The sequence below is a fragment of the Pseudoalteromonas ruthenica genome (assembly GCF_008808095.1).
Classification (GTDB): Bacteria; Pseudomonadota; Gammaproteobacteria; order Enterobacterales; family Alteromonadaceae; genus Pseudoalteromonas; species Pseudoalteromonas ruthenica.
Genome location: NZ_CP023396.1, coordinates 2125787 through 2150314, shown reverse-complemented (window position 1 = coordinate 2150314; position 24528 = coordinate 2125787). Strand labels below are relative to the sequence as shown.

The window sequence follows — 24528 nt, the reverse complement described above, 5'->3', positions numbered from 1 at the left end:
CATACAAGGTATATTTCGTCCCAAAATAATAAATAATCATTAGACAGGTTCGCTGTGACACCGACAGTAAAAGCACAATCTCATGCAAGCGCGCGCTTACCTCATCTCAATACGTTTCCTAAGCTATTGATTGGCGGCCTGTTGTACTACGCTTTAGCGCAGTTCGGTATGACCTTTATGGCGACTCAGCCTGCTAATATTACCTTGATTTGGCTCAGTGTTGGTGTAGCGCTAGTGATGTATTTGCGATTGGGCAAGGCATCCGCCATTGTGGTTTTTGTTGCAAGTTTCGCTGCTAATTATCCTGGTATGCAGGTGGCGGACATGGCCCATGGGGTAGTGCATACCAGTATCGCGGCTTTGATTGATACACTTGCGCCTTGGGTGATGGCGGGGCTTGTTAAACGCCATTTACAAAGTGGCTTAAGCCGCTTTCAAGACTTGGTCACCTTGGTTGTGCGAGTTTATCTGCTACCTATTGCGTTGTCTGTGGTGATGCTAACGGCCAACCTTATTTTAGGTGGGTATATTGGTAGCGAACTCTTTGCTCAGTATGTGCTGCAATTGCTGTTTTCCGACATTTTAGGTGCTTTGCTGGTCTACGCATTTTTTGATGCTTTTGTGAAGCAAAAGCAATGGCCACTGCGCCAATCGGCGCTGGCATGTGCAGCGATTGTGCTGGCTTTGGCGGCGATGCTCACAGCCAAACTCTGGCTCGGTGGCTTTATTTTTGCTGTTTTGCCTTGCGTACTGGTGATGATATTTGTCTGCGCCAGTGTCTTTGTTTATTCGGTATTGCTAGCCGTTGTGGCGGCGCTGGTGGTGCTTTTTGGTCATGACTTTGGCCCTTTTATTCAAGATACCCCCATGCAGTCATTGTTTATGCTGCAATCGTTTATTGTGACCCTTTCTATGTTGACCATAGGTGGGCGGCTATTGCAGTCGCAATTACTCAATGAGACCGATTCAAAACACTATTGGCAGCACCAAGCTCGGTTTGACGACTTGACGCAGTTAATGCAGCGAAATGCCTTTATGGATGCCGCTGAGCACAGCTTACGCTGCGGTGGGCTAAAGGGAAAAAGTAGCAGCATTGCGGTTGTCGATTTAGATTTATTTAAGAAGGTGAATGACCGCTTTGGTCATCAGGCTGGTGATGAAGTGTTGGAATGCGTGGCCTATTGCCTCACCAAGCAATTACGTGAGCATGACTTAGCCGCTCGTTTTGGTGGCGAAGAGTTTGTATTGTTACTCAGTGCACACCTTGAGCAAGGTCGTGGCATTGTCGAGCGAATTCGCATCGCCATTAGTGAACTTACTTTTGATGACTACCCCGAACTTCGCGTGACGTGCAGCATCGGTGTTACTCACGTTAACCAAGGTGAAGATATCGGTTCTGCGCTCAGTCGTGCGGATGGAAGCCTCTACAAGGCAAAGCAGCAGGGTCGTAATCAAGTGTGCATTAATCACTAGGTGTATTCGCAGCGCAGTACAGGCCTAATTCGATGGCTTTAATGGTGGCTTGGGTGCGATCGCGCACTTCAAGTTTAGTTAATATCGTCGATACCGCGTTGCGAATAGTGCCTGGTGCTTTGTGTAATTTAGCGGCGATTTCTTTATTGGCATAGCCTGCACAAATAAGCTGTAAAATTTGCTGTTCGCGCGCTGTTAAGCCCTGTACTTGTGGCGTTACTACACTGCGCTGCTTAGCCATCACCGCCTCTTTTAATGCTTGTTGTAATACGCTACCGCCTTGCGAGAGTGCTGTGATCCCCGCAACTAACTCTTCCAGTGATGCATCCTTAAGCATGAACCCTTTGGCGTTGTGCTCAATAGCCCGAAACAAAATGTCACTGTCGTTGAAGGTGGTTAGGATAAGGCAGGGCGGCGCGTGGTACTTCGCAAGTGCCTGTAGCACGCCTATGCCGTCTAATCGTGGCATGCGTACATCCAGTAGAATTACATCCGCATCCACGTTTCCCTGTTGATAACACTCTAAAAAGGCTTGGCCGTCCACAGACTCACCACTGACCTGGATGCGCTTATCGAGCGCCAGCAAACTCGCCAACCCTGCACGAACTAAGTGTTGGTCGTCAACTAGGTGAACTTTAATGGTTGTCGTTTGCATAGGGAAACTCCGCATTTAACACCATGCCTTTACTATTGGGGGTGAACGTAAACGTGCCGCCTAAGGTTTCAACGCGCTCCTTTAACCCTAACAGGCCATTGCCAGGTACTGGATTATGTAAGTGACCACCATTGTCACTTATCGTCAACCGCAGTGGGTTATGGTTATATAAATGTATATGTAGCTCCGTAGCAAGCGAATGCTTTAAAGCGTTGCTAATTCCCTCTTGAGCACAGCGCAGCACACATTGGGCATAATTAAGTTGTGCCAGCAGTGGGTGAGCTTGGTAGTGTACAACCACCGCAATGCGTGGCGTGTTTTCAGCTAGCTGCATTAAGGTAGGCTGTAAATCAATCGGGCTGTGGTTGCGTTTGTCACTGACCACAGAGCGGACACTAGCAAGCGTTTGCCGAGCATGTTGATAACAGTGTTCAAGTTGTGGTTTAAGCGTATCCGAGGCGGTACGCCGAGCAATATCTAGCTGCATTATAAGGCTCGTTAATTGATGGCCTACATCATCATGCAGTTCACGCGCAAGATGTAAGCGCTCTTCACTTGCTCCAGCTTGGATTAATAAGGCTTGAGTGGTTTGTAATGAAGCATTACTGATTTGCAGTGCTTCTTTGGCTTGCTGTTCGGCCATTGTGCGTTGACTCACCACTAACGCGAATAAGCAAAAGGCGCTGGTAGAAAGCGTATTCAAAACAGGCCATGGGTGATGCCAATAAAATCGCTGTAGGAGTAAAAAGAGTACCGCGTTAACAGCAATGCTGAGGTAACAGTAACGCAGCGGCAAGTAATAAACTAAAATGGCGCTAAACATCACCATGTAGATGAGAATCAGTGTTGCGCTAGTGAGCAGTTGCAGGCCGATAATGCCCGCGCCAATAACAACGAGTAGTACATAGCGTACCGGGTAGCCGTAACTTTGCTCTTGCTCGTTTATGACCAGTAGTAAGCAAAACAACATGAGTGTGTGTATCACCACTTCTATGGTGGCTAATGCAGTAAACCCATGCTCAGTGTTGACCATGATGCGCGGTATCGCGATAACGGCCCAAGTTACGAGCACGACCACTAACCAAGATAACTGATAACGAAAGTATTTTTTCATTTCTTAACTATATCCACAGCACGCATCTAACACCAGCAGTGCAACGCATGTTGTGACAGATGTCATGCGCCAAAATGACGAATGTGACTTACCGTGCCAGCATGGCGTTTGCACTCTAACACTGTTAATTGGCAACACAGTGAGAAGAGTTATGTATTGGTTACATCAAGGGGCGCTTTATATACATATTGTATTAGGATGCATTGCTTTAGTGTTATTTTGGCTGCCAGTGTGCGCAGCCAAAGGCTCCCGGCTGCACAATCAAAGTGGTAAGGTCTATGCATATGTAATGTACGCAGTTGCAGGCAGTGGCCTTTTTTGCTGTGCACTAGTGCTATTAGACCCGTTGGGCGCGCGCAATATCGATACCTTGAGCACGGCAGAAGAGTTGCGCCGCTATCTTCAGGTTAACCATCGTATGGCATGGTTTTTAAGCATGTTATCAATATTGGTGTGGGTGTCGGTTTATCATGGCCGGCGAGTGTTGGTGGCCAAGGAGCAGCGTTCCTTATTACGCACGCCAGCTCACCTTGGGCTTATTGCAGCACTGGCTGTATGTGCTTGTTATACCTTTTACCTAGGGTGGCAACAGCAACAAGTGTTATTGCTGGCGTTTTCGGTGTTATCCATGGTTATCGCAGTCACTATGGCGCATTATATTTACCGACCCTCTCTGCGGCCTCGTAGCTGGGTTATTGAGCACCTAAGCGCCATGTTAGGCTCCGGTATTGGTGTGTATACCGCTTTTGGTGCCTTTGGCGGACGCCGTCTATTTAATGCGGTATTAGGAAGTGATGCCCAGTTAATTGGTTGGCTGCTACCCACTTTGGTTGGTAGCGCGGGCTTGATGTACGCCGCGCAGCACTATCGTCGACGCTATGGTGTCTAGCTTGGCGCTCTTTATAAAGGCAGTTACACTGAGCGGCAAATAAAGAAAAAAGAGATAACGCCCATGAGCTTACCGGGAAAAATTGTATGTATTGGCCGTAATTATGTTGAGCATATTCACGAGTTGGGCAATGCTATTCCAGAGCAGATGGTGGTATTTAACAAGCCTAGCAGTAGTCTTAGCCAGCATCTTTATGCTCAGCATCAAGGCGATAGATTACATTACGAAGCTGAGATCTGCTTGCGTATGACCGAGCAAGGTCTCACTCAAGCAGCGGTGGGCCTTGATTTAACTAAGCGCATGCTGCAAAGCCAGCTCAAGCAAGCTGGACTGCCTTGGGAGCGTGCTAAAGCCTTTGACGGTGCCGTGGTGATGAGCGACTTCATTGATATTAGCGAAGCACAGATTTCGCAATTGGGTGTGCGTTTACTGATTAATGGCAAGCAAGTACAACACGGAGAAGTAAAGCATATGATGTATCCGCCTCTTATGGCGGTGCAAGAGCTGGCCACATTTATGGCTTTGCAGCCGGGCGATTGGCTGATGACTGGCACCCCTAAAGGCGTTGGGGAAGTACACGCAGAAGCTGAGTTTACGGCGCAGCTGCTGCTCTCACAAGAGGTGATAGTGAGCCAGAGCTGGCGCGCAAGAGATAACTTGACTGTATAAATAAACAGTATTAGGCTTGTGCCACCAAGTCGGAATTACCGAGTTTATGTACAACAAGTCTTTACCCCCAACCTATTATCATGATCACTTCTTGGAGTTGCTGCATTTTTTCCAGCACCAAGGCTGGCATTTATGCGGTGCCCATGAACAGCGCTTTATTGATGACTTTTTAGCCTTGCCAAAAAATGCCCAGTGTGTGTTGGTGCGCGGCTTTAATCGCAAGTCTGATTTTCTTGAACAAAGCAGCTTGCATTATGACGAGATAGAGCAAGCGCCACTGGCGCTCGCCTTACTCAAGCGTCGAGGTTGGTTGCGTCATGTACACGAGGGGGAGTTTGAACAATGGTTGGTGGCATTAACCAAAGCTGAGCTAGTCGCACTTTGTCGTGAACTGGGGCTACCCGGGGTGGCGTTGTCTAAGCGTAAGGAGCAATGGTTGGGCTATTGCCAAACCCACGTGAGCTTTGCCAAAGCTTGCCACAGCCATGTATTTCTCAGTTATGTAGTCCATGCCTATAACCCGGTTTTAGCTTATTTATGTTTTATCTTTTTTGGTCGCCTACAAGCTGGGCTGGGTCATTTTTCGTTACGTGATTTAGGGATCATGCGTACCCAACAAGGCAAGGTCATCCCGCGCTTTGACACCTTAGAGGAGGCTAAAAGTGCGTTCACTTATGCGCAATTACGGGCCCAGGTTAGCGAGTTGAGCGAGCAGCAGCTGATGCAGCATGGCGAGCAAGTAACGCAGCTACCAAGCGCTATTGGTGCGTTGGCAGAGCGCTACTCGCATGAGTATCTCTATCGTTTAGGTAAAGCCTTACTCGCGGAAGCACCGCATCAAGATTTAGCATTATCAGTGCTAGCACACAGTGAGGATAACCGCGCCATTGAGTTGCTGCTGCGTCAGCGCTTTAAAAAAGGGTACAGGCAATGGGTTGAGCAGCGTTTATGCGCACTGATTGACGATCCGCCTAGCGATGAGGTGTTTGTATTCGCTGAGGATTTTTACGCTTTAAAATATCAAGGCAAACGCACCAGCGTACTGAGCGACCTGCTGGCTGAGAAAGAACCGTTGGCTATAGATGAGGCGTATCGCCATCAAGTCGAGCAGGGGGTGATAGATTTATATACCCAACGCGGCGAACAAGCGCTGCATAGCGAAAATCAGTTGTGGCAACACTTATTTGCGCTCTGTTTTTGGCACTTATTGTTTGATGGCGAACAGGCTGGCAGGGGGAGTGAGTTTGATGTTTTTCCTGCAAGCTTACGTGACGGTCAGTTTTATCACTATTATCAGCAGCAAATACGCGAACTGTTCGCAGAGCATAGCAGTAAAGGGGCGTTAATCACTCACATCAGCGCGGCGGCCAGTCGCTACTACCATCAGCCTAACGCATTTATTCGTTGGCACGAAGAAGTATTAGCGCCATTGGTCGCTCTCATCAATCATGCCCCCCTAAGCGCGGTTTATACGCAGCTGGAAACCATGGCGAAAGACTTCCGCAGCGCCAAGGACGGTTATCCAGATTTGATGGTGATCACATCTGGCAAAGTGCGTTTTGAAGAAATAAAAGCACCGGGTGATAGCTTGCGGCGCAATCAGCTGGTGGCGTTAAAACAATTGCAGCGTGCCGGCTTTGATGTCAGTGTGCAAACTGTACGCTGGCAGGTGAACAGTGAACAGCCTTATGTGATTGTTGATATAGAAACCACTGGTGGGCGCCATCAAAGCCATCGAATCACCGAAGTTGCCGCTATCAAGGTGGTGGCTGGTAAGGAAGTTGCGCGTTGGCATTCGTTAGTTAACCCACAGCGCCACATTCCGCGAGCAATTACTGAGCTTACCGGCATAGATAATGTGATGGTGGCCGATGCCCCTGTATTCGCAGAGTTGTCAGAATCGCTATGGCAATTTATGCAAGGCTGTATTTTTGTCGCCCATAACGTTAACTTTGATTATGGATTTTTAAAAGCAGAATTCGCCCGTACCGAGCGCCACTTAAGTATGGCGAAACTATGCACAGTGCGCTTGGGTCGCAGTTACTTGCCCGGACATGCATCATACTCGTTAGCACGTTTAAGTGCCGATTTAGATATTGTATTGTCGCGGCATCACCGCGCCATGAGTGACGCAGAAGCAACGGTGGCAATTTTTAATTTAATACAACAACAAAGGCAAGAATAACAATGGAGTTATCAATGTGGTTAGCGCTGGTAGGAATATGCTTAATGGGGGCGATGTCTCCCGGGCCTAGCTTGGCTGTGGTGCTGAAGCATTGTCTAGCCAGTGGCCGCACGGCGGGTATTATCACCGCATTGAGCCATGGTTTTGGTGTGGGTGTGTATGCCTTAATAGCCGTGTTAGGGTTGGGCGCACTTATTCATCAGTGGCCGATGTTCTACACCGCGCTCATTTATGGGGGGGCGGCTTATCTCGTATACCTCGCTATTAACAGTTGGCGTAGTAGCGCAGGAAAGCTGACCATTGAGACAACCCAAGGGAGCTATAAAAAAGCCGCCACAGATGGCTTTTTTATAGCTTTTTTGAATCCTAAATTAGCCATTTTCTTTATCGCGTTATTTTCTCAATTCATCCCCGCAGAGCAAGTCAGTACCGTGCAAGGCGCTGTTATGGTGGCAACGCCTACCGTCATTGATGCGAGTTGGTATGTGATAGTGGCACTATTGTGTAGCCATGGTCGATTTTTACCTGTATTGGAGCGCAATCAAGTGTTGATCAATCGCTTACTCAGTGTTGCCTTTATGGGTCTTGCGTTGATGGTGGTTGCTCGTCAGTGGCTTTGAGCACGTGAGTTTTATAAACCGCATCAAAATCGGTGAAATAAGGGGCTAACCAAAAACGCTGTGACAGCACGTAATTGGTATTTTCCAAAACGACTTGTTTGAGCGCTTTGTTGATGGCTGAAATAGCTTGCTCAGCGAAGCCGTCTGCAGCGCTCGCGGAGCAGCCTACTGCGCCTCTGACTAAGTCTTGTGTGAGGTTGGTTTCTAAGGCGCGGATATTGCCGTATTTCTTAGCAAAATAGCGAGCCATATACGGGTAATCAAGGGTGTAGTCGATGATGTCATGTTGTAGCATTTCGGCAATTGCACCGCTTTCGCCATCGGCGCGATAACTCAATACCGCAGGGCGGGAGTGAGCCGTTTGTTGTAGTAACGTTTGCAGCTCGCCATTAAAACGTCGCGCAGCCACTTGGCCGTAAGTAAAAGAGTCATCGGCAAACAAACTCGCCAAGTTAATAGGCTGACCATGGACTTGTGTGAGTTGATCGCGCTTGTCTACCGTAGTGATAAGTGCAAAGGGAGGATACACCGCTGTGGGGATACTCAGCTTGGCAGTATGTGTATCTTTATTTCGGTGGATCATACACGGGAAGCACACCTTTTCGCCTTCATTCATATAGCGGTGAATACGCTTTTGCGGCAATAGCAGCTTTTCATGTTCAATACCTGGCATATTGGTGATGAGCTGGTTTAGCAACTCATCACATAGCCCTGCAAAGGGATATTCTGTAGTACGAGGTAAATGGAAAGGCGGAGTCTTGCTTTGTAGCCAAATGATTTTCTCTACCGTTTGCGCCTTGGTACTCCAAGCTGTACATAAAACCATAGTGGCAACAAGTAATTGTCGTGGCTTAAGCATAGTCTCTCCCTGTGCAGTAATGGTATTTACAGTGTGCTCTAGGTGAGTATAGAAATTCACATGAGTCTCGCCAGTTTCTCTAAGGGAGAGACAAAGCGCGAGATCCATGTTGTGAAGTGCGGGAACTCATCTAGACTAAAAAGACGGGTGTCCATGAGGCATAATCACTAAAGGGACGATGACAGTGACATGGTTTGAGCGCTACGGGTTAATAGTCATGCTGGCCGTTCTCACTACCCTGTTTGCGGGGGTCGGTTATTACGCATACGTGTTGGTCCAAAGCAGCGAAGCAAGTAACGCCAAACAAACAATCAATAGCCAGCTAGCGATGCGAGTTGACGACGTACAGCAGCATTTCGAATACGGGCGCAGCCAAGTTCGATTTCTTGCTAATACTCCTCCTAATCGTGGCATTATCCGCGCCCTTGATAACCAAGGTTTTGATGAACAAGATAAAACATCGCTAAGTCAATGGCGTGACCGCCTCGCGACTATATTTCGCTCCTACATTCAAGAGCACGGAGATGTGCTGCAAATTCGCTATATTTTGGCTGATAAAAATTATTCCGAATTGGTTAGGGTGGAGCTCGTCGACGACGAAATAGTACGTACACCACAGTCCCAACTACAAGCTAAAGGGGGCAGAGACTATATATCCCATAGTATGCAGCTGCAAAGCCAGCAAACTTATGTCTCTGATATCAACCTGAATCACGAGTTTGGACGCGTGCAGGAGCCTTACCAGCCGACTTATCGCATCACGCAACTGATACATGATGAGCAGGGCCAACCCCGGGCCGTATTAGTCGTCAACTATGACGCTAATGTATTGATTAATTCGATAGCACAGGGGCTTGCTCAAGGCTTAGAGTTAATTGGTATCGGCGCTCAACAGCAGTTCTTTGCTCATCCTGATACACGCTGGCTATTTGCCAATGAATTCAATGCTACCTTCGTGCCCGCGCAGCAGCAATTTGTTCGCACCAATAAACAAGAGTTGGGAATGCCGGTGTACTTAGATAAGCTCTCTGCTCAACACGTTTATGCGCAACAGCAGTCGATAACCGTTGGCAGTCCACAAACGCCTATCGCCCTAAGCCTTGCACTTTATCTCAGTAAAGAAAGTCTCGCCATGGCGATAGATAGGCGTTGGCAGGTGTGGCTGGGGGTCCTCATCATTCTCTATGTTATTTTGCTACTCAGTGCCCTAACGTATCACCATTTTGTTATTCGTCAGCTGACCTTGTCGCGCACGATTCGTGAGTACCACACCATTTTTCAACGCACCGCAATGCCTGTGCTGCTGTTAAATAGCAAAGGGGCTGTGTGCAGTGCTAATCCGGCGGCTGAGCAGCTATTTAATTCTGTAAATGGTTCGGAAAATCAGCACTTTGCCACATTGTTGGGCTTCGAAGAGCGGCAATGCAAGCAAATTCAAGCCGCTATCGATAAGCGTGAACACCTTGATATGGAATTGGGTATCAGTAATGCTGATGGTGAAGAACGACAAGTCAATGTTAGCGTGCTACCTGTGTACGAGCAGAAGCAGCCAACCTCTTCTGCGGTGGCTGCATTGCTGCTTTATGATCATACTACTGAGTTTAATTTACGCCGACAATTGCAGAGTATGAATGCCTCTCTCGAGACTAAAGTAGCCGAACGCACAGAGCAACTTGAAGCGACGCGCAAGGAAGCGGAGCAAGCCAACGAAGCTAAAAGTCTATTTGTAGCCAATATGAGCCACGAGCTGCGCACCCCCATGAATGGCGTATTTGGCATGCTCAACCTGATCAAAAAAGAGCCGTTAAGCGAGCAACAAAACCATTATCTGCAATTAGCACAAGCCAGTGCTACGAATCTAACTGGGCTGATCAACAGTGTGCTTGATATCTCTAAAATCGAAGCAGGAAAGATGGAGCTTGAAGTACAAAGTGTCAATTTAGAGGTGGTGCTCAGTGAGTTACTGCAATCCAATTCCATTCGCCCAAAAGAGAAGGGGCTGTTGCTGTTATTAGATAGCAGTGGCTTGACTCAACCTACGTTTTTGGGAGACGTCACCCGTATTCGACAAATTTTTACCAACCTGCTTGGTAACGCCATTAAATTTACTGACAATGGCCATGTGTTAATCAAGGTGCAAAGTCGGCTACAAGAAGGTCAGTACCGTATTGATTTTGTTGTAGAAGATTCAGGTGTGGGTATTGAGCCGAGTAAGCTAAAAGATCTCTTTAGCTCGTTTACACAGGCGGATAACAGCATTACCCGCAAGTATGGCGGCACTGGACTAGGGTTAGCTATCACTAAACAACTTGTGCAGCTGATGGGGGGCGAGATCCGTGTTGAGAGTGAGCTTGGCAAAGGGTCGCGCTTTATCGGCCATATCATGTTACGCAGTGCTGAAAACCGTGCGGTAATGGCTGAGCCTTTGGCTGGGTCTCGCGCAGTTATCATCGATGAAGTGGCCATACGTAAACAGGTGATCACTAATCATTTGCGCCAGTGGGGCGCAGAAGTAATCGACGCCGACTGGCATGATGTTGACGAACTCGCAGCTTCTGGTGATTTCCATCAGTTGTTATTGTTTGTCGACGCTACGAAACAAGGCCGAGAGGTGCAAGCGCATTTACATACCTTATTACATGCCCAGCACAGTGAAAAACTTAAAGTCATCGTCAATTGTAGTCAGTATCAAATGAATACGGCATTTGCTGAGCAATATGACAATGTTGAATGCCTCTTACCACCTATTTCTGCTGTGGTGTTGGCCCATATTTTGTTTTCAGCCGAAGGTGCGGAGCAGCCACTGTGTGATAGCCCACCGGTCACCGCACTCGACTTTCATTCGGTTTCAGGTGCAAAAGTGCTAGTGGTAGACGATAACGCTATTAACCAAGTGGTTGTGACCGGTGTCTTTAAAGATTTACCCATTACCCTAGTCAGTTGTGGGGATGGCAAGCAAGCGTTAGATATTCTCAATGCTGATCCGCACTTTGACGTCATTTTAATGGATTGCCAAATGCCGGTGATGGATGGCTACAGCGCCAGTTTAGCGATTCGCCGAGGGGATGCGGGTGAGCATTACACCGGCATTGCGATTATCGCGATGACTGCCAACGCCATGGCAGGGGATCGCGAACGCTGCTTGCAAGCGGGTATGAGTGATTACATCACCAAACCTGTTGATGCTGATCAGCTGTTAGAGAAAGTGTATTACTGGCTCAGCGTAGCCAATGTGAAAAAGCGCACGCAAATAGATGTGAAATCAGAAAAGTAGCCTATTACAGGCTACTTCCACATTAAAAGGGAGCGGGATAGGCTTTTAACACTGAGTCGATTTGCGCCAGTGCTTCGTCCTCAAGCTGGATATCAAATGCAGCAATGTTTTCCTCAAGTTGCGCCATAGTGGTTGCACCAATGATTGTGGAGGTAACCCCTTGCACTTGGTTACACCACGCCAGGGCCAGTTGTGCCGCCGTCATATTGTGTTCTTTCGCGATAGCCTGATATTTAGCAACCGCTTCTTGCGCAAGGTGAGTATCGCGGAACAAGCCGTTACGCTGGGCTATGGTCCAACGCGAGCCTTGTGGCCGGGCTCCTCCTAAGTATTTACCACTGAGCATGCCGCCCGCTAAAGGAGACCAAGGCAAATAAGCGATGCCCTCATGGTGACACTGCTCAAGCAGATAAGGCCAATCTTTGGCATGCACTAAACTGAACTCATTTTGCATCGATACCATGGCCGGAAGCGAATACTGTTTCGCTAAATCAAGGTACTGATTTAAGCCCCAAGGCGTTTCATTTGAAAGCCCGCAGTGGCGAATCTTACCGGCACGAACACACGCATCTAAGCCCTCTAAAATAGCGTGCATTTGCGCCCGCTGCGCGCTTTTATCTATTTGCTGCAAATCCACCATACCTGGCCACTGTTTACCAAAATGTGGCGAGGTGCGGTTAGGCCAATGAATTTGATAAAGATCGATATGGTCGCTCTGTAAACGTTGCAACGAGCCATCAACGGCACTGATGACTGACTCTTTGGTGATATCACCACCGTCACGGACCCAAGCTAGGCCATTCCCAGCCACTTTGGTGGCAATAACCACATCCTTACGTTTGTCGCTATGGCGGCTTAGCCAATCACCAATAATGGCTTCGGTTTTACCATAGGTTTCCGGCGTCGGGGGAACTGCATACATATCTGCAGTATCAATAAAGTTAACGCCTTGAGCAAGCGCGTAGTTGAGTTGCTCATCGGCATCTTGTTGAGTGTTTTGCCTACCCCACGTCATACTCCCTAGGCACACCCGCGATACATTTAAACCACTGTGACCAAGTTTTGTATAGTGCATTGAGTTATCCTTTTTCATTCGCATGCAGGAATGTACGTAAGGTATCACTCAATGGTGCTTTTTGCGATGTCTTGAAATCGAACATCACCACTCGAGCTTGACCCTCGGTAACAATGGCTTGCTGGGCACAAGAAAACACCGTGTAGTGAGTCATAAACCCTGCTTCGGCAATCTCGCTAACGCTGACTCCAATGAGTAAGGTGTCGGGGAAGGTAACCGGGCGCTTGTATTTACAATAGTTGTCAGCCAGTACGGGGCCTATCTTTTCTGCCTCGAGGCGATCAAACAGCCCCGCTTGCGCAAAGAAATCAATGCGCGCTATTTCAAAGTACTTAAAGTACATACTGTTATTGACGTGCTGTAGCGCATCCATATCACCCCAGGCCACTTTAATTTCACAGGCGTGCGGAAAGCGTTCTAAAAACTGTTGTTTATCTGGCATGAGTAAATCCTTAGAGTTTTTACTCAGACTAGCACGACAGCTTGTGCAAACAAATAACAAGCGATCAATGGATTTAGGTGCTTTTCATTGTGATGCTTTTTATAAAGCGCTGCTGCTGTCTAAAAGGTAAGAGAAGTAAAAGTTTCATATATAATCTCACGAGCTACTTCTTTAAAAGGAGCTTGAAAGTTGAAAACGGGCTCTCTACTTAACATATCCATGTCCAAGTAATATTTTCAGGCTCTAGCTCCCCCGATGGGGAGCGTGATCTTTGTGCTATTTTACAGCAGACAGGCCAGATCAATTGCTAATATAATTATTTGTTAAGTCTTCGACTTTCCGCCTTCCATTGCTCCACTTTAAGCAAAAACTCGTCGTAGTCGACTTCTCCCTTTTTATTTGCTTCCTCAAACCAAGGAAATGCTTTATTTCTTAACTTAGATACCGCTGATACACAGTATTTTGAATCAAAGACGTAGTAGTCTGGAGGTAGGCCTCTACCCCCACGTCTAGTTGAATAATAATAGCATTCTTCATAGCCTTGACTCTCAATATAGCTTTCTACGATAAAGTTGGAAATGGGCGCTAGTATTAAGCCTATTGGAAAGACGAGTAAGCCTATGAGTAGCACGCCTAGCGAGATGCTAGAATTAAAGCGGCGGTTTATAAATGTGGGTAGAATCATTATAGCAAATGATATCATTGGAGTGATACAAAGGATAAGTCCAAGAGTATAGCCAGCTTCTTCGAAAAAAAATATCTCGCCTTTATCAACAAGCTTCAGCAATTCAACTGTCTCGAAAAACTTGTATATATATCCATAAGAAATTGCTGTAGTGGCTATTAATGTGCCAATAGTGCACCCAATCATATATGCAAGTTTTTTAGGTGGGGTGCCGGGCTCAATAAAAGGCCGTTTACTTAAAATATCCATATTCTAATAATATTCTCAGATTATAGCCTCCTAAATAGGGAGGCGTGATCTTTAGTGTTACTTTGTAGCAGATAGACCAAGGAAGTTTTCAACTTGGGCTATTCATCCTTAAAAAAAGGGCTTTCTGCTTTCCATTGCTCGACTTTGAGCAAAAACTCGTCGTAGTCGACCTCTCCCTTTTTATTTGCTTCCTCAAACCAAGGTAATGCTTTATTTGTTAAGATTGAGACCGTTGAAACACAGTACTTCGAGTCAAAGACGTAGTAGTCTACAGGATTGTATCCACTACCAGAATAATAACTACACCTGCTATAACCTTTCTCTTCAACATAACTCTCTACTAAAAAGCTTGAGATGGGAGCAGTTATTAAACCTATCAAAAGTGGTAGTCCGCCCACAATGCATGACCATCTTACTATTGGCTTGCTAAATCTTCTATTTATAAAAACAGGTAATGTTAAAAATATAAATATTATGATGGTGATTATGCATAAGACTAACCCTAGAGATTGTCCTGCCTCGTAGAAAAAAAATATCTCACCTTTATCAACGAGTTTTAATAATGAGATTGTTTCTAAAAATTTATCAAAAGCTCCTTTTGATAAAATTACCAAAATAGGCAGGGCGAAAATTCCACATAAAATTCCGCGCGCTACTTCTTTAAAAGGCGTTTGGGAAGTGAAAACTGACTCTTTACTAAAAATATCCATATTAATGTTCTCAGGTTCAAGACACTTCATTGGGAGGCGCGACATTTGGTGCTTTTTATCGCAGATAGATCTAAAGAGTTGTCAATTTGGGCTATTCATCCTCAAAAAAAGGGCTTTCTGCTTTCCATTGCTCGACTTTGAGCAAAAACTCGTCGTAGTCGACCTCTCCCTTTTTGTTCATTTCTTCAAACCAAGGAAATGCTTCGCTTTTTAAAACAGAGACTGCTGATACACAATATTTTGAGTCAAAGACATAGTAATCCATAGGGTTGAAACCACGGCCAGAATAGTAATCGCACCTCGTATAACCTCTTTTCTCAATATAACTCTCTACTAAAAAGCTTGAGATGGGAGTAGTTATTATCCCTATCAATAATGATAATCCGCCAAAAACGCATGAAAAAAATATTATTTTTTTGTTGAACCTTTTGTTTATTAATGCTGGTAGGGATAGGAAAATGTAAGCTGCCATGGTTATAAAGAAAAAAACCATTCCTAGAGACTGTCCATTTTCTTTTAAAAATAGCAACTCACCTTTGTTAACCATTATTAATAAGCTTATTGTTTCAAAAAAAATTCTTATTAGGCCTATTGAAAATGCAATTAATATTGGTGTTGCAAAAAAAATAGCTACTATTAAAGCGCCTAACTCTCTATATGTAAAACCGGCTTTAAGGATTGGTTCTTCTTGGAAAATTTTCATATTTAAAGTCTAATATGTTTTATTTTCAAATATCCCACTTATGTTTGGGACGGCTAGTAGATTGTGTATGAATTTTTCATATCCATCTGGGGTATTCTCTATTTTTAAAATAATGCTCTTGTTTCTTAATCTCCAAAAGAGCTCTTCTTCATTTTTTGCTAATATTTTTGCCGTATCGTCAATGAATTTTTCTATTTGATCACTAAAAACCACGTTTGTGAACCAGGAGAAAGCTAACCCAACCAGGACTATAACTGCCATCGGTATCGCTGCTGCGGCCGAAGCACCAATTATTGCTGTGCCTCCAAAAGCTAGTCCAGCAGCAGTAGCTATTGAAGCCAAAGCGATTGCATAATCAACAGCCACACCTACTACGAAGTGATGCCATGTCAAATTATCGTACATTAGTTGCTCAAATCCTCGAATCGCAGGCGATAAAACCAAAGTCATCACAAACCCTGACTTTAACGTCCCCCTTACGACTTGCGTGCCGGCTGCGATTTTAAATACTTTTGGGTTCTTTGCTATGTACCAGGTACCAGCAAGAAAGCGCATAAATCGTGAATTGCCCTTCATTACCACGCTGATTGAGCCACCATAACGCTTTACTTGATACTTAGACAATATTCTCGCTTTATTCATTATATCTTGGAGCATTCCCTTGAGTGTATTTATGTCAGACAGTAAAGGAGCCTGAACAACACCTGATTTGATATATTCATAGGCAGTATCGCGCTGTTCTTTGGTGAGGTTGCCAAGCTCAGCACTTTTACCAAACAGATCGGCTATATCTAGTCGTGAGAAGCCGAGTTTTAAAAAGGTACATACGTAGAAATCAAAGAATTCATCGGTATTCATTTGAATCACGGTTAAACTTTCGGCTTGCTTTAAAACTCGAGCGAATGCGTTCGACTTTTGCTGATTTTGAGCTGAATTGTATGTGTTATAGAGGTTATATGCTGTTAAATGGGTTGGGATAGGCATTTTAATCATCCTTTTAAAGTTGTATTCCATTACCTCTAGCCATCCTGCTAGAGCTTCAAAATATAGCACACGCCTGTTCTAGTTGAAAGTGTCTGCCACCTTGAAAAGGTTAAGTGTGTTGTGCGGAGCCAGTTGCGTGTTAACGTCATCAAGTCGTACTTAAATAACGTGCCCGCTATTAAGAGCTAACGCTAGTTTTTATCATGGTGAGTGTTATAGAGAGTGAACAGCCTTCAAGAGTGTGTTTGTATGGCCTTAGCAGATAGGGTGTTGTCGAAGGGGCTAGGGCAGCAGGCTACTTTGAGCAGCCTGCCAGAGGTTATCAGTGACTCAGCGTGTTAGCGCATAGTAACAAACTCTTCTGAGCCGGTGGGGTGAATGGCAACCACGGCATCAAAGTCGGCTTTGGTCGCGCCCATTTTCATTGCTACCGCAAAACCTTGGATCATCTCATCAACGGTGAAGCCAATACCATGTAAGCCGACCACTTTTTCGTCACTGCCAGCGCATACTAATTTCATTGCGCATGGTTGGCGGTGCTGGGTGACGGCGGTATACATTGCTGCAAACGTAGAGCTGTACACTTTGATATTTTCTTCGCCATATTGGTTAATGGCCTCTTGCTCGGTGAGACCAATAGTGCCGATAGGTGGGTGGCTAAATACCACGGTCGGAACTAGGTCATAATCCATTTTCGCATTAGGCATTTCTGGGTTGAAAAGGCGCTCAGAGAGTAAGCGGCCTGCTTTAACTGCAACCGGTGTGAGTTCAATGCCATTTTCGATAATGTCGCCAACGGCATAAACGTTTTTGGCGGTGGTATTTTGGTACTCATCGACCTTCACATAACCACTTTCGTTCACCTCTACACCTGCAGCAGCAACGTTAATCGCATCGGTAGTAGGCGTGCGGCCAATGGCCCAAATCACTTCATCGACATTTTGGCTGTGGCCATTTTCAAAGTGAATGGTGAGGCTGCCATCGCTTTCTTTCACCACCTCTTTAGGCGAGCATTCGGTATGTAGGGTTGGCCCTTCTTTTTTCATGACCTCCACTAACGTCTCTACCAGCATGTTGTCGAAATTGCGCAGTGGTGCATGGCGGCGCACAAACAGGTGCGTTTCTGTGCCGAGGGCATGCAGTACACCGGCAATTTCTACGGCAATGTAGCCAGCACCCACAACCGCAACGCGTTTAGGCTGCTCGGTGAGTTCAAAGAAGCCGTTCGAATCAATGCCATACTCAGCACCAGGAATATTTGGAATAATAGGGCGTCCGCCCACGGCAATAAGGATATGATCGGCACTGTAGTGCTCGCCATTCACCTCTACGGTATTGCTATCAACAAACTTAGCGAAACCATTAATCACGGTTACACCGTTACTGGCCAAGTACTTGTTATAGCCTTGGTGAATACGGCCAATATAGGCCTCACGGCTTTCTACCAGCTTACTCCAACTGAAACTCTTTAGTTCAACATCAAAACCATAATCTGGGGCGTATAGCTTAATTGCTTCTGCAACTTGGGCACCATGCCACATCGCTTTTTTAGGCACGCATCCTACATTCACACAAGTGCCACCTAAGTGAGTTGCTTCAATTAATGCGACGTTAGCACCACGCATGGCCGCTCTATTTGCCGAGCCAATGCCGCCACTACCACCGCCAATACAAATATAATCAAAATGTTGAGCCATAATTTCTTTATTCCTATGAACTGATGTTGTCATCACTATATTGCCATACCTTAGCAGAAATAAGGCGGTGGATCTGCACTTGCATTTTCCATCATCGCCCCAAGAATGTAGGTATTAAACGAATAATGAGAGATTACTATGACCAACCCGTTGATTGGCCTCGAGGGCTTACCGCCATTTTCAAAGATCAAACCCGAGCATGTGGTGCCAGCCGTGGAGCACGGTATTGAGCAGTGCAAGAAAACCATTGAACAAGTGCTTGCTGGCAAAGACTTTACTTGGCAAGGGTTAGTGATGCCGCTGGAGGAAGCGGACGACAAGCTAAGCCGACTGTTCTCGCCCGTGTCGCATATGCACTCGGTGGTAAACTCTCAAGCTCTGCGTGAAGTGTATGACCAAGTATTACCTAAATTAAGTGAATACAGCACCTATGTGGGTCAGCACCAAGGGTTGTTTGATGCATACACTGCTTTAGCGCAAAGCGATGAATACACGCAGCTGTCAAGGGCGCAACAAAAAGTTATTGATAATGCCTTACGAGATTTTAAGCTCTCTGGCATCGCGTTGAATGCCAGTGATAAAAAACGCTATGGCGAAATATCCAGTCGCTTAAGTGAACTTGCCGCTAAGTTTGGTAATAATGTGATGGATGCGACACTGGCATGGCAAAAGCATATTACCGATGAGCAGCAACTCGCAGGCTTACCTGAATCAGCAAAGGCTTTGGCGGCGCAAACAGCGCAGAGCAAAGAGTTAGAAGGGTGGTTGTTTACATTAGATATTCCCTCTTACCTGCCAATTATGACCCACGCCGATAACCGTGAACTTCGCCAAGAGGCCTACACCGCGTTCGTGACCCGTGCGTCCGATCAGGGCCCCAATGCCGGTGAATACGACAACAGCGCTATCATGGATGAGGAATTGGCACTGCGTCATGAATTAGCGCAGTTGTTGGGTTTTGAAAACTATGCGCAAATGTCGTTAGCCACTAAAATGGCAGACTCCACTGAGCAAGTGTTTGGCTTCTTAAATGACTTGGCGGAAAAGTCGAGACCACAAGCGCAAAAAGAGCTAGAGGAGCTGTGTGCCTATGCCAAAGAAAAACACGATATTGATCAGCTCGAAGCGTGGGATTATGCCTACTACAGTGAAAAGCTAAAGCAAGAAAAGTACGCCATCAGCGACGAACAATTACGCCCGTACTTCCCTGAAGATAAAGTCCTCAGTGGTTTATTTAAAACAGTTGAGCAACTGTTTGGTGTGCGTGTTGAAGAGCAGCAAGATATCGATACATATCATGACGATGTGCGCTTCTTCGCCATTTATGATGGCAATAACACGCTGCGCGGGCGTTTTTACCTTGATTTGTATGCCCGTGAGCACAAGCGCGGTGGCGCTTGGATGGATGACTGCATGGGCCGAAAAGTACGCTTGGGTGGGCAATTGCAAACCCCAGTCGCTTATTTAGTGTGTAACTTTAATCGCCCAATAGGGGATAAACCGGCACTGTTTACCCACGATGAGGTGGTCACCTTGTTCCATGAGTTTGGCCATGGTCTGCACCATATGTTGACTCAAGTGGATGCCGCTGCCGTTGCCGGTATAAACGGCGTGGCTTGGGATGCGGTGGAATTACCAAGCCAGTTCTTAGAAAACTGGTGCTATGAGAAAGAGGCACTTGCCTTTATCTCTGGCCACTATGAAAGTGGCGAGCCCTTACCGCAAGAGCTGCTATCAAAACTGCTCGCGGCAAAGAACTACCAATCCGCTATGCAGATGGTTCGCCAGCTCGAGTTTTCGTTATTTGATTTTCATATTCACGCCGATTACAACCCCACTGCGGGCAGTGAAATTCAATTCATACTCGATAAGGTGCGCCAGCAGGTGGCCGTTATTCAACCGCCGAGTTTCAACCGTTTCCAGCATGGTTTTGCGCATATTTTTGCCGGCGGTTACAGCGCGGGTTATTATTCTTATAAGTGGGCAGAAGTGCTCTCGGCCGATGCCTTTTCTAAATTTGAAGAAGAGGGCATTTTTAATAGCGATACCGGTCGTGCATTTTTAACCAATATCTTGGAAAAAGGCGGCTCTGAAGAGCCCGCAGTGCTATTTGAGCGTTTTCGTGGTCGTGCGCCAACCGTTGACGCATTGCTTAGGCACAGTGGCATCGCGGCTTAAGCCATACAACTGACAGCGCCTGCGGGCGCTGTTTGCTTTTCCTCCCCTATAAAACTCTCACTTTCTCTCGCAAAATCAGTCACTCATACTATGCTAATAGTAACTTTTCTAAGTATGCGAGTGGCCAATGGCGAAAATAGTGCTGACCATCGACGATGACAAAGTGATTCACCATCTAGTGGAAGAAGCGTTATCTGGGGTTGCTCAGGTGATCCACGCAAAAAACGGCGAACAAGGCATACGTCAAGCGCAAAAGCACCAGCCTGATATCATTTTGCTTGATGTTGAAATGCCCAAAATGGATGGTTATGCGGTATGTAAAGAACTTAAAAATAATGAGCTTACGCAAGGCATTCCCATACTATTTTTATCCGGTCGTGCAGATTTAGAAGAACGTATTCGCGGTTATAATGCCGGTGCTGATGACTACATCATTAAACCTTTTGCCAGTGACGAGCTGGCAGCGCGTATTGATGTCTTGTACCAATACAAACAGCGCTCTAAGGAGTTAGAACACGAGGTAAATCGCGCTCAAAGTACCGCTGAAATGGCCATGACCGACTCGGGAGATATGGGACGTGTTATGCGCTTTGTCAGTCAGTCGTTTGCTACTCATGACTTAGCGAGCTTATCGCGCAACTTTTTGGCCTTTTTTGAGCCAATGCGGCTCGACGTCGTGGTGGCGTTTTGGCACGAGGATGAGCATCAGTTCTTTGCTAACCATGGCGCAGAGTGTCCGCTAGAGCAGGAGCTACTGTTGCAACAGCGCCACGGTGAGCGCTTCGTTGATTTTGACGACAACACCATTATTAATTACCCCAAAGTGTCATTATTAATAAAGAATATGCCTATTGATGACAGTGCGTTGTATGGGCGCTATAAAGATTTATTCCCACATTTATTAGAGGCCACGAACGCGAAGTTACAGGATATGGAAAACAGTGACCAAGCGCTGCGCTGCGCAGCATTATTTGGTGAAGCGTTTATGGCGTTTGAAAGCCAGTTAATGAACAAGCTTGAGGCCCATGGTGAAAAAGAGTTATTGCGCCTGGTTGCCACTCAAGGAGCGCAGTTACAAAGTATTCGCAATGAGCTAATTCATTATATTGAGCAGTTCGCCCAACCCCCTTCAGAACAACAGTGCAGCAGTCAAACGGATGTTGAGCTGTTTTAGGCGGGAATTTAGTCCCTGCGAATAACGAACTTTTGTTATTATGGGCGCCTTGGTGATTTCTTGGAGCGAGCTGTGCAAATCTATTGCCGAATTCCGCAGGCACAAGGCTATGTTGATACCCTAGCAACACGTTTTCAACTAGCAGAGTATAACGACAACGACACTTTTTATCTTCAGTACGATGAACACGGCTTATCTTTGGTGAAACGGGATGAGCCAAAACTCGCGCCTATTCGTGTTGATTTCGTCAGCGGCGGCGCTGCGCACCGTCGTAAATTCGGTGGCGGCAAAGGCCAAGCGATTGCCAAAGCGGTGGGGCTAAACAAAGGCGCAATTCCCCATGTTCTTGATGCCACCGCAGGGCTAGGAAGAGACGCTTTTGTGCTGGCATCGCTTGGATGCACGGTGACTCTATTTGAACGCCACTCTGTGGTTGCTGCATTACTTGCCGATGGCCTAGAGCGGGCTTACATGGATAGCGAAATTGGCCCTTGGATGCGTGAGCGTATGCGCTTAGAGCATGGCGCGTCGCAGCAGTTACTACCCATTGTCAGTAGTGAGCAGCCTGTTGATGTCGTGTACCTTGATCCTATGTTCCCGCACCGAGAAAAGTCGGCTTTGGTAAAAAAGGAGATGCGCGTATTTCAAACCTTAGTGGGGGATGATCAAGACGCGGATGCGTTATTAGCACCGGCTCTTTCATTAGCGACAAAACGGGTTGTGGTAAAGCGCCCTGACTACGCCCCGTTTTTAGAAGATAAAACGCCTAGCACACAAATAAAAACCAAGAAAAACCGCTTTGATGTGTATGTGAATGCAGCCATGAAATAAACCAAGTCGGTAGCGCCTTCAATACCCCTATATGTGTTTTTTAATACAACTGTCATAAATAAGTAATACGCTATCCCCACTTGCATTGGTGGGGTTTTTTATGCGTGTTTCTACTTTTACTCGTTTGGTAGCACTGTTGCTCTCAACAGCCAGTTTGGTGCTTGTTGCTGTACTTTGGTGGGCATCTAAAACCTTAGTCTCTTTGGAGCAACAAAACACCCACTATGGCGCTCTTAAAAATGACATTATCATCGGCTTATCGGGTGACATCGAAGACTACTTAAGTACTGGAGATGCGCAAAATCTGGTAGATGCCAAACAGCGTATCGAAACCATTCAAAATCAATACTTGCCCTCGTTGTCGGCGCAATTGCAGCGCCAGCTCAATACCCGTTTGCAAGTACTGCTTGGTGGCATTGACGGCGATTATCGCGCTCTGGGTAAGCTCTCTGGAAATGAAACCGCGTTATTAGATAACGCACTTCGGCAAATGGCGGGCTCGGCAACCTCGTTAATTAATTATGCCCAACAAGCACCGCAAGATAAGCGCGGCAGTGCCTCAAGGTACATTGAGTTGGCGGGAGATTATTACCAAAGCGTCCTTGATTTAAGCCTCGCAACTCAAGCGTTGTACCAAGGTTATAGCGCCGACAAGCAGGTAGCGGTTGAACAAGCAGTAAAGCAGCTCAATACTTTAGCGGCAGAGATTGAAAATACCGAAAACCTCGGGGTGATGAGTGAGGTAGATGAAGACGAGTTGTTCTTTGGTGCTGAGCCTGAAGACCTCGCTGGCGATATAAAAGCGGAGATCCGCAGCTGGCCAAAACGTTATCCGCGCGATTTGCAAAGTACCATTGAACAAGGACAAATTCACCAGCAGGGCATAATGCAACTGCGTACAGAGGTAAGCAGTGTCGTTGATGTGGTTATTGATGCTGAACAGCAGCTGCGCGCGGCTCAGAATGTTCTCAAGCAACGCCTTTTAGTGGTATTTGGCATTGCCATTGGTTTGCTATTTATTTTGGCCGCAGCGGTATATTGGTTGCAGCGCTCGCAAGTGCTGAACCCACTGCGCCAATTGCGCGACGGCTTCGCCACACTCATAGAAAGCAACGAACTTAACCCCATAGTAAGCAAAAATAGCGAAACGGAAGTAGGCGAAATTGCGGATTACTTTAACCAGCTTATAGAGCGCCAACGCAATGAAGTGCGTGAGCGCCAAGAGATGCTGCGGGTCATTAATGAATTTATGAGTGACATGAGCGATAACCTGCAGCATATTCGCAGTGGCGCTGAGCAAACCTCAGCACATGCGTCGCACAGTCAAACCTTACTCGGTGAAGTGCAACGTATTGGCGATGATGTCAATGAGGTGAATAGCCAAGTGGCTGATAACGCCCAGCATACGCTGACCACCATGGCGCAAAGCTTAGGGTTCGCCGATGCTATGTTAGCGGCTTCGTCGACCACCGAGCAACGTATTGAGCAAGGCATGCAAAGTCTTAATCAGTTACTCGCTGGTGTTGAGGATGTCTCCAAGGTGTTGGATGTGATCAATACCATTGCCGAGCAAACCAATTTGCTAGCGCTTAATGCTGCTATTGAGTCGGCTCGTGCTGGTGAACATGGCCGAGGGTTTGCTGTAGTGGCCGATGAGGTGCGTAAACTGGCGCAGCAAACACAAGCTTCTTTGGGCGATATTCACGCCCAACTCAATAGTTTAAGTGCTAATTCGCAGCGCGTGTCACAACACATTGGCGAGTTGGCAACGCAAGCGCAAGCACAAACAGACAACGCCGAAGAGCTTAAGCGTAACGCCGAAGATATCTCTCAAAGCGCAGAGCATGCTAACCAAGTGGCGGCACAAGCAACCGACTACGCGCATCGCCAGCGTGATATGCTGATTGAATTCGAGCGCTCCATGCAAGATATGCAAAAGCAAATTAGCGCATCGGATACCCGGGTTAAAGATATTCACCTGAGCCTGCAGCAACAAATGCAAAGTATTCGTGCTAGCCTAGGGCTTGATAATCAATCGGCTTAACCCCGTTTAAAAGAGGAA

The 24528-nt window shown here is 46.5% G+C and carries 20 protein-coding genes; 10 read left to right on the top strand and 10 right to left on the bottom strand.

Annotated features, from left to right (window positions below; all coding sequences use genetic code 11):
* Positions 1-54: 54 nt before the first annotated feature.
* Positions 55-1473: a GGDEF domain-containing protein gene (locus PRUTH_RS10050; protein ID WP_151173201.1), complete on the top strand. Its 1419-nt coding sequence runs from the start codon at positions 55-57 to the stop codon at positions 1471-1473.
* Here the strand turns inward: PRUTH_RS10050 and PRUTH_RS10045 are convergent.
* Complete coding sequence (locus PRUTH_RS10045) at positions 1463-2128, bottom strand: response regulator (protein WP_138509435.1); 666 nt, start codon at positions 2126-2128, stop codon at positions 1463-1465. The genes PRUTH_RS10050 and PRUTH_RS10045 overlap by 11 nt on opposite strands.
* The gene (locus tag PRUTH_RS10040; RefSeq protein WP_151173200.1) at positions 2109-3242 is read right to left on the bottom strand and encodes a sensor histidine kinase; all 1134 of its coding nucleotides are present in this window, start codon (positions 3240-3242) and stop codon (positions 2109-2111) included. Before PRUTH_RS10040 ends, PRUTH_RS10045 begins: the two co-directional genes overlap by 20 nt.
* Positions 3243-3393: 151 nt before the next feature.
* Between PRUTH_RS10040 and PRUTH_RS10035 the strand changes: the two genes are divergently transcribed.
* From PRUTH_RS10035 to PRUTH_RS10020, 4 genes are all read left to right on the top strand, one after another.
* Positions 3394-4131, top strand: a complete 738-nt coding sequence (locus PRUTH_RS10035) for a hypothetical protein (protein WP_151173199.1) — start codon at positions 3394-3396, stop codon at positions 4129-4131.
* 63 nt (positions 4132-4194) lie between these two features.
* Positions 4195-4800, top strand: a complete 606-nt coding sequence (locus PRUTH_RS10030) for a fumarylacetoacetate hydrolase family protein (RefSeq protein WP_151173198.1) — start codon at positions 4195-4197, stop codon at positions 4798-4800.
* A 46-nt stretch (positions 4801-4846) separates the two neighbouring features.
* Positions 4847-6985 carry an exonuclease domain-containing protein gene (locus PRUTH_RS10025; protein WP_151173197.1) on the top strand — a complete coding sequence of 713 codons (2139 nt, stop codon included), beginning with the start codon at positions 4847-4849 and terminating at the stop codon, positions 6983-6985.
* Between the two features lie 14 nt (positions 6986-6999).
* On the top strand, positions 7000-7605 hold the full coding sequence (locus PRUTH_RS10020; RefSeq protein WP_306669443.1) for a LysE family translocator: 606 nt from the start codon (positions 7000-7002) through the stop codon (positions 7603-7605).
* Here PRUTH_RS10020 and PRUTH_RS10015 read toward each other — a convergent pair.
* Entirely contained in the window at positions 7562-8464 is a 903-nt protein-coding gene (locus PRUTH_RS10015) for an ABC transporter substrate-binding protein (protein WP_151173195.1), read from the bottom strand. The genes PRUTH_RS10020 and PRUTH_RS10015 overlap by 44 nt on opposite strands.
* A 184-nt stretch (positions 8465-8648) precedes the next feature.
* Here PRUTH_RS10015 and PRUTH_RS10010 point away from each other — a divergent pair, with 184 nt between their 5' ends.
* The gene (locus tag PRUTH_RS10010; protein ID WP_170268933.1) at positions 8649-11738 is read left to right on the top strand and encodes a hybrid sensor histidine kinase/response regulator; all 3090 of its coding nucleotides are present in this window, start codon (positions 8649-8651) and stop codon (positions 11736-11738) included.
* A gap of 22 nt (positions 11739-11760) precedes the next feature.
* Here PRUTH_RS10010 and PRUTH_RS10005 read toward each other — a convergent pair whose 3' ends face one another.
* The 7 genes from PRUTH_RS10005 to gorA form a co-directional block, all read right to left on the bottom strand.
* A complete protein-coding gene (locus PRUTH_RS10005) occupies positions 11761-12813 on the bottom strand; it encodes an aldo/keto reductase (RefSeq protein WP_151173193.1) in 1053 nt (350 codons plus the stop codon).
* Between the two features lie 4 nt (positions 12814-12817).
* Entirely contained in the window at positions 12818-13255 is a 438-nt protein-coding gene (locus tag PRUTH_RS10000; protein ID WP_022944255.1) for an acyl-CoA thioesterase, read from the bottom strand.
* Positions 13256-13571: 316 nt separating this feature from the next.
* Positions 13572-14189, bottom strand: a complete 618-nt coding sequence (locus PRUTH_RS09995) for a DUF1240 domain-containing protein (protein WP_045979670.1) — start codon at positions 14187-14189, stop codon at positions 13572-13574.
* A 98-nt stretch (positions 14190-14287) separates the two neighbouring features.
* On the bottom strand, positions 14288-14899 hold the full coding sequence (locus PRUTH_RS09990) for a DUF1240 domain-containing protein (RefSeq protein WP_151173192.1): 612 nt from the start codon (positions 14897-14899) through the stop codon (positions 14288-14290).
* A 91-nt stretch (positions 14900-14990) separates the two neighbouring features.
* Entirely contained in the window at positions 14991-15602 is a 612-nt protein-coding gene (locus tag PRUTH_RS09985; RefSeq protein WP_151173191.1) for a DUF1240 domain-containing protein, read from the bottom strand.
* Positions 15603-15611: 9 nt separating this feature from the next.
* Positions 15612-16616: a hypothetical protein gene (locus tag PRUTH_RS09980; protein ID WP_151173190.1), complete on the bottom strand. Its 1005-nt coding sequence runs from the start codon at positions 16614-16616 to the stop codon at positions 15612-15614.
* Between the two features lie 308 nt (positions 16617-16924).
* Entirely contained in the window at positions 16925-18283 is a 1359-nt protein-coding gene (gene gorA / locus PRUTH_RS09975; RefSeq protein ID WP_022944254.1) for a glutathione-disulfide reductase, read from the bottom strand.
* Positions 18284-18421: 138 nt separating this feature from the next.
* On the opposite strand from gorA, the gene prlC reads away from it, so the two are divergent.
* The 4 genes from prlC (at position 18422) to PRUTH_RS09955 (ending at position 24510) form a co-directional block, all read left to right on the top strand.
* Positions 18422-20461 (top strand): oligopeptidase A, encoded by a 2040-nt coding sequence (gene prlC / locus PRUTH_RS09970; protein ID WP_151173189.1) that lies wholly within the window; start codon positions 18422-18424, stop codon positions 20459-20461.
* A gap of 127 nt (positions 20462-20588) precedes the next feature.
* Entirely contained in the window at positions 20589-21635 is a 1047-nt protein-coding gene (locus tag PRUTH_RS09965; protein WP_045979654.1) for a response regulator, read from the top strand.
* 72 nt (positions 21636-21707) lie between these two features.
* Positions 21708-22466: a class I SAM-dependent methyltransferase gene (locus PRUTH_RS09960; RefSeq protein WP_151173188.1), complete on the top strand. Its 759-nt coding sequence runs from the start codon at positions 21708-21710 to the stop codon at positions 22464-22466.
* A 100-nt stretch (positions 22467-22566) separates the two neighbouring features.
* The gene (locus PRUTH_RS09955) at positions 22567-24510 is read left to right on the top strand and encodes a methyl-accepting chemotaxis protein (protein ID WP_151173187.1); all 1944 of its coding nucleotides are present in this window, start codon (positions 22567-22569) and stop codon (positions 24508-24510) included.
* Positions 24511-24528 lie beyond the last annotated feature (18 nt).